This window comes from Streptomyces sp. NPDC002265, assembly GCF_040296125.1.
Taxonomy (GTDB): Bacteria; Actinomycetota; Actinomycetes; order Streptomycetales; family Streptomycetaceae; genus Streptomyces.
Genome location: NZ_JBEOWS010000411.1, coordinates 1 through 7,954 on the forward strand (window position 1 = coordinate 1; position 7,954 = coordinate 7,954).

The 7,954-nt window shown below is 72.5% G+C and carries 4 protein-coding genes; all 4 read right to left on the minus strand.

Translation table 11 applies throughout. The annotated features are described in order from the left end of the window. Positions 1-34: 34 nt before the first annotated feature. A complete protein-coding gene (locus tag ABT085_RS40870) occupies positions 35-2,026 on the minus strand; it encodes an Ig-like domain repeat protein (protein ID WP_351620473.1) in 1,992 nt (663 codons plus the stop codon). A gap of 122 nt (positions 2,027-2,148) precedes the next feature. Then, on the minus strand, positions 2,149-4,788 hold the full coding sequence (locus ABT085_RS40875; RefSeq protein ID WP_351620476.1) for a hypothetical protein: 2,640 nt from the start codon (positions 4,786-4,788) through the stop codon (positions 2,149-2,151). Further along, on the minus strand, positions 4,785-6,551 hold the full coding sequence (gene pstS, locus ABT085_RS40880; RefSeq protein ID WP_351620479.1) for a phosphate ABC transporter substrate-binding protein PstS: 1,767 nt from the start codon (positions 6,549-6,551) through the stop codon (positions 4,785-4,787). Before pstS ends, ABT085_RS40875 begins: the two co-directional genes overlap by 4 nt. Next, the coding region (pstA, locus tag ABT085_RS40885; protein WP_351620482.1) for a phosphate ABC transporter permease PstA at positions 6,551-7,954 on the minus strand (1,404 nt) is incomplete at its 5' end. The genes pstA and pstS, both read right to left, overlap by 1 nt.

The window sequence follows — 7,954 nt, forward strand, 5'->3', positions numbered from 1 at the left end:
GCCGCCCCGGCGGGCGGGGACAACGGGTCCCGGATCAGACCGACTTGACGACGAAGTTCGCCCCGTTGCGGGTGTTCACGGTCGTCGAGCCCGCGTAGTACGCGTGCAGCGTGTGACGGCCGGTGCGCAGCTTCGGCAGGGTGACGGTCACCTTGCCGCCGCTCAGCGTGCCGGTGGCGATGATGTGGCTGCCCTCGTAGATGCGCACGGTGCCGGCCGGCGTGGTGCCGGTCGCGGTGACCTTGACGGTGACCTTGCCCCGGGCGGTGTGCTTGACCGAGGTGGGCGCGCTGACGCTGACCGCCGGGGTCGCCTTGACGACCTTCAGCGAGACGGTCGCCGCGGAGGTGTTGAGCTTGGCGGCGCCGCTGTAGGAGACGGACAGCGCGTGGGTGGCGACCTTGAGATGGTTCGACAGGGCGACGGTGGCCTTGCCGGTGCTGCTCAGGGTGGCGGTGCCGAGGACGGTGCTGCCCTCCTTCACCGTGACCTTGCCGGACGCGACGACGCCGTGCGTGCCGGTGACGGTGACGGCGACCTTGGGGGTCTGGCCGTAGGCGGCGCTCACGACGGTCGCCTTCGTGGTGCTGGCGTACTTGACCGCGCCGGTCCAGGTGGCGCCCGCGCCCGTGCCGTTGAGGTTGGCGCCGGAGACGGTGGCCGTGTAGGTGCCGGTGGCCAGGCCGGTGAAGGAGTACGACGTGGTGCCGGCCGGGACGTCCTTGGTCGCCACGGCGGCGCCGTCCGAGCCGGTCAGCGTGACCCGGTAGTCGGTGAGCGGCAGGCCGGTGGGGGCGGGCGCGGTCCAGGTGAGCTTGACGCTCGCGTCGCCGAGGGTGGCCTTCAGCACGGGCGCGGCGGGCGTCGAGAGGTCGATGCCCGACTCCTCCAGGCCGCCGAGCTTGGCGTGCTTGGCGGGGTTGACCGAGCCGTTGTAGGTCTCGTTCACGAAGCCGAAGGCGGCGATGGTGGCCTCGGCGTTGTCGGACGCCATGGCGGCGGTGTGGCTGCCGCTGGTGACGAAGACGTCGTAGAGGTCCTTGTCGAAGAAGACGCTCGTCGGGTCGATCGCGCGGGTCGGGACGACGTTGTAGACGTCGCGGCCGAAGGTGGCGTTCTCGTAGTAGTAGTTGACCGGGGTCAGCTTGCCGTTGGCCATGGCGACCGGGCTGGTGGCACCCGTGTCGCCGGGCAGCGTCACGCTGGCCAGGCGGCCGCCGGCGGTCGCGGCGTCCTTGCTGTGGTCGGGGGCGACCCCGTTGATCTGGGCGATCCAGCTGCCCACGGAGAACGGCTCGATCGCGCCGTCCTCGGTGAGGCCGTCGTCGGCCTGGTTCTCCTGGACGGTCGGGATGTTCGGGGAGAGCGTGGCGTCGGTGAGACCGATGGCGCCCAGGAAGAACTTGCGGGTGCCGGAACCCGACTGCGGGATCTTCGGGTGCAGGGTCTGGCCGTTGATCTCGGTGAGCGTGCCCGAGTAGATGTCGTGGAGGTCGTCGACCGACAGACCGTCCAGGTCGGAGGAGCCCTTGACCGCGACACCGACCGCGTCCCGCGCGAACGGGATGTAGGTCAGCGCGGTGCCGGAGGTGCTCGGACCGCTGGAGGAGCGCGCGAAGTCGACCTGGCCCGTGATGGCGACGCCGGAGCTGTCCGGGTACTTGTCGCCGGTCAGCGCCTGGCTGAGGGCCAGACGGCCCTTGCCGGAGCCGTTCGGGCGCAGGAAGGAGGGCCCGGTGGAGCGGGTCTTGATGCTGGAGGTGGTGGAGCCGGTGCCGGGCTCGATCGCGTCGTAGGAGGCGATGCCCGCGCCGCTCTCCGCCGTCACGGCGGGGCGGGTGACGCCGTTCACCGAGTCGCCCGCGAGGGCGTTGAGCACGTCCTGCGTGGTGTCGGAGCCGACACCGACGAGCGAGCGGAAGGTGCCGGGCGTGGTGGGGTCGGCGTACGCAGGGCTCGCAAGAGCCAGGCCGCCGGCCACCACAGCGGCGGCGACGAGCGCGGCCGTAGAGCGCGAAGAGCGCATGGAGGTTCTCCTGAGGATTGTGCGCGGGTGGATCTGGCAGGGTGGTACCGGCCGTCCGCCCCGACTGCCTTTCGGGGCGGGCGGTCGTCTGTGGGGAGCCCCCCGCGGGGGGGTCCGGTCCGTCACCGCGGCGGCAGCAGCCGCCGCAGTCGCTCCGGCAGCGTGAGCTCCGGGACGACGGTCACGGTGCGGCCTCCGGGCAGCGGCATCCGCAGCGGGAGCCGCAGCCTTCCGCCGCCCGCGAAGGGCGCGCCCAGGGCGGCCGCGGCGCCGAGCGCGGCACCCACCGGGACGGCGTAGCGCAGCGAGTTCGCCGGGTCGTCGGGGGTGGTGCCTGCGGCCGTGGTCTGCACGGCCTTGCCGCCGTCGTACGACGCCTTGACGGTGGGCGTGCCGCCCGTGCCGCCGGCCGCCGCGGGCGACTGGCCGAGGTTGTTCGGCGTGCCGTCGGAGGCCGCGCCGCCCGCGCCGCCCAGGTCACTGCCGGACCCGATGACACCGGTGCCGCCGTCCGTCCCGCCGGAGCCGGACCCGGAGCCGGTGTCCGGACCGGCCGGGGCGGTGTACTTCACCAGGGCGTCGGCGGCGCTCAGGGCGCGCTCGCGCAGTGCCTTGGACAGCGGGGCGTAACCGGCCGGCAGGCGGCCCGGGTCGGCGCCGCCGACCTGGCCGGTGCCGGCCGCGTAGCGCAGCAGGGCCGCGTAGTCCTTGCGGGCGGCGGCGCTGAGCGAGCCGGGCCGTACGGCCGCGTGGACGAGCTGGGCCAGCGGGTAGGCGCCCTCGGCGGTCGCCGTGGCCGGGTCGATCTCGGGGGTGCCCTTGCCGGAGGCGCTCGCGGCCGCGGCGGTCAGGGACGCCTCGTCGGGGGCGACGAACTTGCCCGCCGCGTTGAGCAGCCGGGCGGTCTGCAGCCCGTAGCGGGCGGCGGACGCCGCGTCGGTCACCGTGATCACGAACCGGGAGCCGACCGTCTGCGGGCCGGCGCTCTTGAACGCGGGCGGGTTGGCCAGCGGGTCCCAGGTCGACTTCCAGAGCGTGTCCGCGCGCCGCGTGTGCAGCGCACCGGAGTGCAGATCGTCCACGTACGGGTGGTAGTCGGTCATGCACTGCTTGACGGTGGCGTCGGTGCCCGGCGGGATCGAGCACCAGGGGTCGCTCTTGGGGTAGTCGTCGGCGCGGGAGGCGCCGAAGGCGGCGCCGGTGGGGTTGATGTCCGCACTGGTGGAGTAGTACGGGTTCACCTGCATGCCCCAGTCGTCGGACTGCCCGGCGAGGAACTTGCGTGCCGAGCTGTCGGACATGACCCACCGCCACAGCGCGCGGGCGGTGTCGGTGTGGCCGAGCGAGGTGATCAGGTCGGTGTCGGTGGCCGGGGTCTCGGCGACCGAGAGAGAGGCGAACTCGGGGTTGAGGGAGATGAACTCGGGGTCGCTCGCCAGGCCCGCCGGGTTGTTCTTCGCCCACTCGTACCCCTTGGCGGCGACGCCGCCGAGCACCGAGCCCCAGGTGGAGTTGCGGTACGACTCGGTGAGCAGCTTGGCGACCAGCCGCGGGGTGAGGTCGATCGACTCGACCTTGGTGCCGGCGAGCTTGCGGATGTCGTCCGGCGCCCCGGACTTGGGCCTGCGCTCGATGGTGAAGCCGATCACGGTGCCGGACAGCGCCACCGGCGCGTACGTGGTGGTGCCGGACGGGGCCGTGGTGCCCTCGTCGGCGCCCAGGGCGCGGGTGGTGAAGGCCATCCCGGCGGATCCGTCCGCGCTCAGCCGGGCCCGGGTGTCGGGCTCGCCGAGTTCGGTGTAGCCGTAGACCTTGCCGGTCGGGCACAGGGCCGCCTGCCAGCTCGTCATGGCGTCGGCGACGAGCTCGCTGCCGGTGGTGGGCCGCTCGTCGGAGCCGAGCGCGCAGTTGGTGCCGACCGAGTTGAAGTCCAGCTTGATCGCGATGCGGTTCTTCCAGTTGGTGGAGGAGACCGGGGAGCCCGCGTTGACGGTGCTGGTGTCGGCGTAGGGCTTGCCGTCGAGGTCGAGGCGGCCCTGCGGGACGATCACCAGCCAGCAGGAGCGGGTCTTGGTCACGCCGCCGGTCCTGACCGGCATGCCGCAGCCGAGGTGCGGAGCCTCGTTGGCGGTCTGGACCTCGAAGTACTCCTTGCCGGTGCCGGCGGCGCCGGTGCGGGCGAAGTCGACCTCGTTGGTGGTGTTGCGGTTGAAGAAGGCGTTGTTCTGGGTGCCGCTGGTGATCAGCGTGCCGTCGACGGACTTGAAGGGCACCTCGCCCAGCCCGTTGGCGCCGGCCGCACCGTACCGTTCGTCCTGGCCGTAGTTGCCCGGGTCGGCGCTGTAGAAGACCTTGCGGGTGTCGTCGTACTCGTTGCCGGGCCAGCTGCCCCGGTCGGTGGTCGGGGAGGCGCCGTACTGGCACTGGGTGCGGGGCGGGCCGGGGTTGGACGGCACGGTGCCGTCGTCGTCGCCCCAGCACTGCATGATCTGCACGAAGTTGGTGTTGAACAGCGTGCCGGCGAAGGTCGTCGGCTCGCCGCCCGACCAGCTCACCGTGACGGCCTGGCTGGTGAGCCGCTTGGTCTGGCTCACCGTGAACCGCATGTCCCTGAACTCGCCGCGTCCGGAGACGGTGACGGCGGAGCCGGTGTCGTCGGCCGCGGTGGCGCTGGGTGCCGACTGGGCGACCGCGAGGCCGGCCAGGGCGCCGACCGCGGCGCCGGCCACCAGCCGCACGAGGATGCCGCGCAGGCGCTTCATCGTGTACTCCCGTCCGTGCCGGAGGAGCCGGAGGCGGTGGTGCGGGCGCCGCCGTCACGGCCGGCCGTGATCAGTCGCGACACCACGGAGGGCAGCAGCACCAGTGCGAACACCAGCAGCGCGGCCAGCAGCATCAGGGTCTGCGTGCCGGTCCAGCCGTGCTCCGCGGCCACGGTGATCGGCTGGGCGAGAGCGACGGTGTCGTCGCCGGACGCGCCGCCGGAGCCGCCGGACGCGCTGTTCGCCGCCGCGATGACCTGGCCGGTGTCCGGGTCGACGGTCGTGCCGCCGGCGCCGCCGGACGCGCCGCCCGCGGCGGCCGAGCCGCTCGCCCCGCCGCTCGCCGCGCTGCCGCCCGCCGTGCCGCCCGTGGCCGCGCCGCCGGCACCGCCCGAGGTGCCGCCGGACGCCGAGCCCCCGGTGCTGCCGGAGGTGCCGGAGGTGCCGGACTGGGCGCCGCCGCTGCCGGTGCCGCAGGGCGCGGCACCCTTCTTGTCGCAGGCGGCCGGGTAGGGGGCCGTCTCGGCGAGCTTGTTACGGCCGTTCGCGGTGAAGGTCGGGTTGTTGCAGCCCTGGACGTTGATGTTCTTCGCGGCCACGCCGGGGATCCGGCGGATCTGCTCGAAGCCCGCCTTCACCAGGTTGATCGGCAGCGGCGAGTAGCCGAGCTGGGGAGCGGACTGCTGGCCCTGGCACATGAAGTAGTACGAGAACGCGCCGAGCGTCTTGCCCTTGGCCTTGGTGAAGGTGCCCTGCACCTTCAGCGGCAGGATCATGTACGAGTAGCTGGACAGCGGGTAGTTGCGCTTGTCGGAGTCGTTGTAGACGCCGTCGAGCTGCTGGGTGAGGTAGTCCGCGGAGCTCTTGTCGGTGTTGATCCTCGCCTTGAGCAGCGACACCGCGACGTTCTGCGGGGTCGGCTCGGTGTAGTAGCCCGCGTGGTTGAGGACCTTGGCGACCGGGTAGTGCGCGTTGAGCGCGTACGAGTAGTTGACGTAACCGATCGCGCCCTCGCCGTAGTTCTGGGCGACGTAGCCCGCCACACCGAGGTCGCCGGACTGGGCGATCATGCCGGTGACGGTCGGGTAGTACGAGGTCTGCCCGCAGGCCCCGGACCGTCCGACGCGGCCGCAGTACGCCTGCCACAGCGACTTGTGCTGGTTCGCCATCCACATCGTGAACTGCGCCGTGGAGCCCGAGCCGTCCGAGCGGACCACCGGGACGATGGTGCGGTGCGGCAGCTGCACCCCGGGGTTGTCGGCCTTGATCACCGGGTCGTCCCAGGTCTTGACGACCCCGGTGAAGATCTTGGTGACGACGTCACCGGAGAGCCGCAGGTTGGTGACCCGCTTGCCGTTGACCGTCAGGTGGTACATGAAGACGGTGCCGCCCGCCACGATCGGCATGTAGGCGTACGATCCGGCGCCCGGCCGCTCGGCGGCGGAGCCGTCCGTCGGGTGGGTCTGGAACGGGATGTCCGAGACGGCGAAGTCGACGGTGCCGCTGAGGAACTGGCGGCGGCCGTCGGAGGATCCGGTACCGGCGTAGCTGATCCGCATGCCGTACTGGTTGACGGCCCGGCGCCATTCGTCGACGGCGTTCTCCGCCCAGGTGGAGCCGGCTCCGGCGATCGGCGTGTAGCTGTCGGCGGCGGCGGGCGCGGCCAGCGGGCCGGCCAGCAGCGTCACGAGCACGCCGAACACCGCGCCGAGGGTCGCCGGCGCCCGCAGGCGGCTCAGACGAGCGATGAGGTGGCTGAGCATCAGTCGGTCTCTCCGGTGTCCTCGACGGGGGTGTGCCGGGGGGCAGGGGAAGGGGTTGCGGTGTCCGTGACGGCCGGGGCGTCCGTGACGACCACGGCGTCGGACACGTCCTCGCCGCGTGCGGCGGCCGGCTCGTCCTGAGCGGCCGCGCCGTTCTCGCCGGGGACGGCCGGCTCGACGGTCACGGAGTCCTCGACGGCCTCGGTGTCCTCGGACCCGTCCGTGTCCGTGTCCTTGAACAGCGACAGCCGGGGCGCGTGCAGTTCCTCGAAGCGGGCCGCGTCCTGACGGGAGGCGCGGACGGCCCGGCGGGCCTGGCGGCGGCTCTGGTGACCGGGTCCGCGACCGCCGATGACCCGGGCGACCACGAACAGCACCAGCACCAGCACCATCAGCACCGCCGCCGCGCCGAAGCCACGGGCGATCATGGTCGGTTCCGGCGACTTGACGAAGTTGAAGACGGCGAGCGGCAGCGAGATCATCGGCCCGCTCGTCGGGTCGGCGTTGCGCGCGGCGGTGAAGCCCGCGGTGAGCAGGACCGGCGAGGTCTCGCCGATACCGCGCGCGGTGCCGAGGATGACGGCGGTGGCGAGCCCGGACCGGGCCGTCGGCAGCACCACGTGCCACACGGTCCGCCAGCGCGGTGCGCCCAGCGCCTCCGAGGCCTCGGTCAGCGTGCCCGGCACCAGCCGCAGCACCACGTCCGACGCCCGGATCACGATCGGCAGCATCATCACGCTGATCGCGAAGCCCGCCGCCAGACCGGACTTCTGCATACCGAGGTAGAGGATCCAGGTCGCGTACACGGTCAGACCGGCCACGATCGACGGCAGCGCGGTCATCGCCTCGACGATGGTCCGCACGAACCGGGAGAAGCGGCCCGGGATCTGGTTGAGATAGACCGCGCAGGCGATGCCGAGCGGCACGGTGATCGTGAGCGCGATGGCGATCATGATCAGGGTACCGAGCATCGCGTGCGCGATACCGCCGTTGGTGAGCGGGTCGAGCGGTCCTGCCGCCTGCATGTCCTGGGTGAAGAAGTTCCAGTGCAGCAGCGCCTCGCGCCCGCGCCAGGCGATGAACCCGACGACGAGGACGAGCGCCGAGAGCATCAGCAGCGCCACCGTCCACAGCACGACGGTCATCACCCGGTCCCGTACGGCCTGGCTGTCCTCCTCCAGGCCGGTGAGCACGGCGTAGATCAGCAGGAAGGACAGGTACGCCGTGACGGTGAAGCCCAGCGCTCCGGAGAGCGGGGCGAGTTCGCCGAACAGCAGCACGGTCGTGCACAGCGCGGAGGCGGCGGCGCCGGCCGGCGACAGCACGCCCGAGCGGGTGAGTCCGCCGATGGGCCGGGGCCGGTCGGGGAGCTCCACGGGGTCGGGGCCGGCGACTGCGGCGCC

What these genes read in the sequence shown, in the direction of transcription:
- ABT085_RS40875 (WP_351620476.1), bottom strand. Translation starts at nt 4,788, where the DNA reads ATGAAGCGCCTGCGCGGCATCCTCGTGCGGCTGGTGGCCGGCGCCGCG.
- ABT085_RS40870 (WP_351620473.1), bottom strand. Translation starts at nt 2,026, where the DNA reads ATGCGCTCTTCGCGCTCTACGGCCGCGCTCGTCGCCGCCGCTGTGGTG.
- pstS (WP_351620479.1), bottom strand. Translation starts at nt 6,551, where the DNA reads ATGCTCAGCCACCTCATCGCTCGTCTGAGCCGCCTGCGGGCGCCGGCG.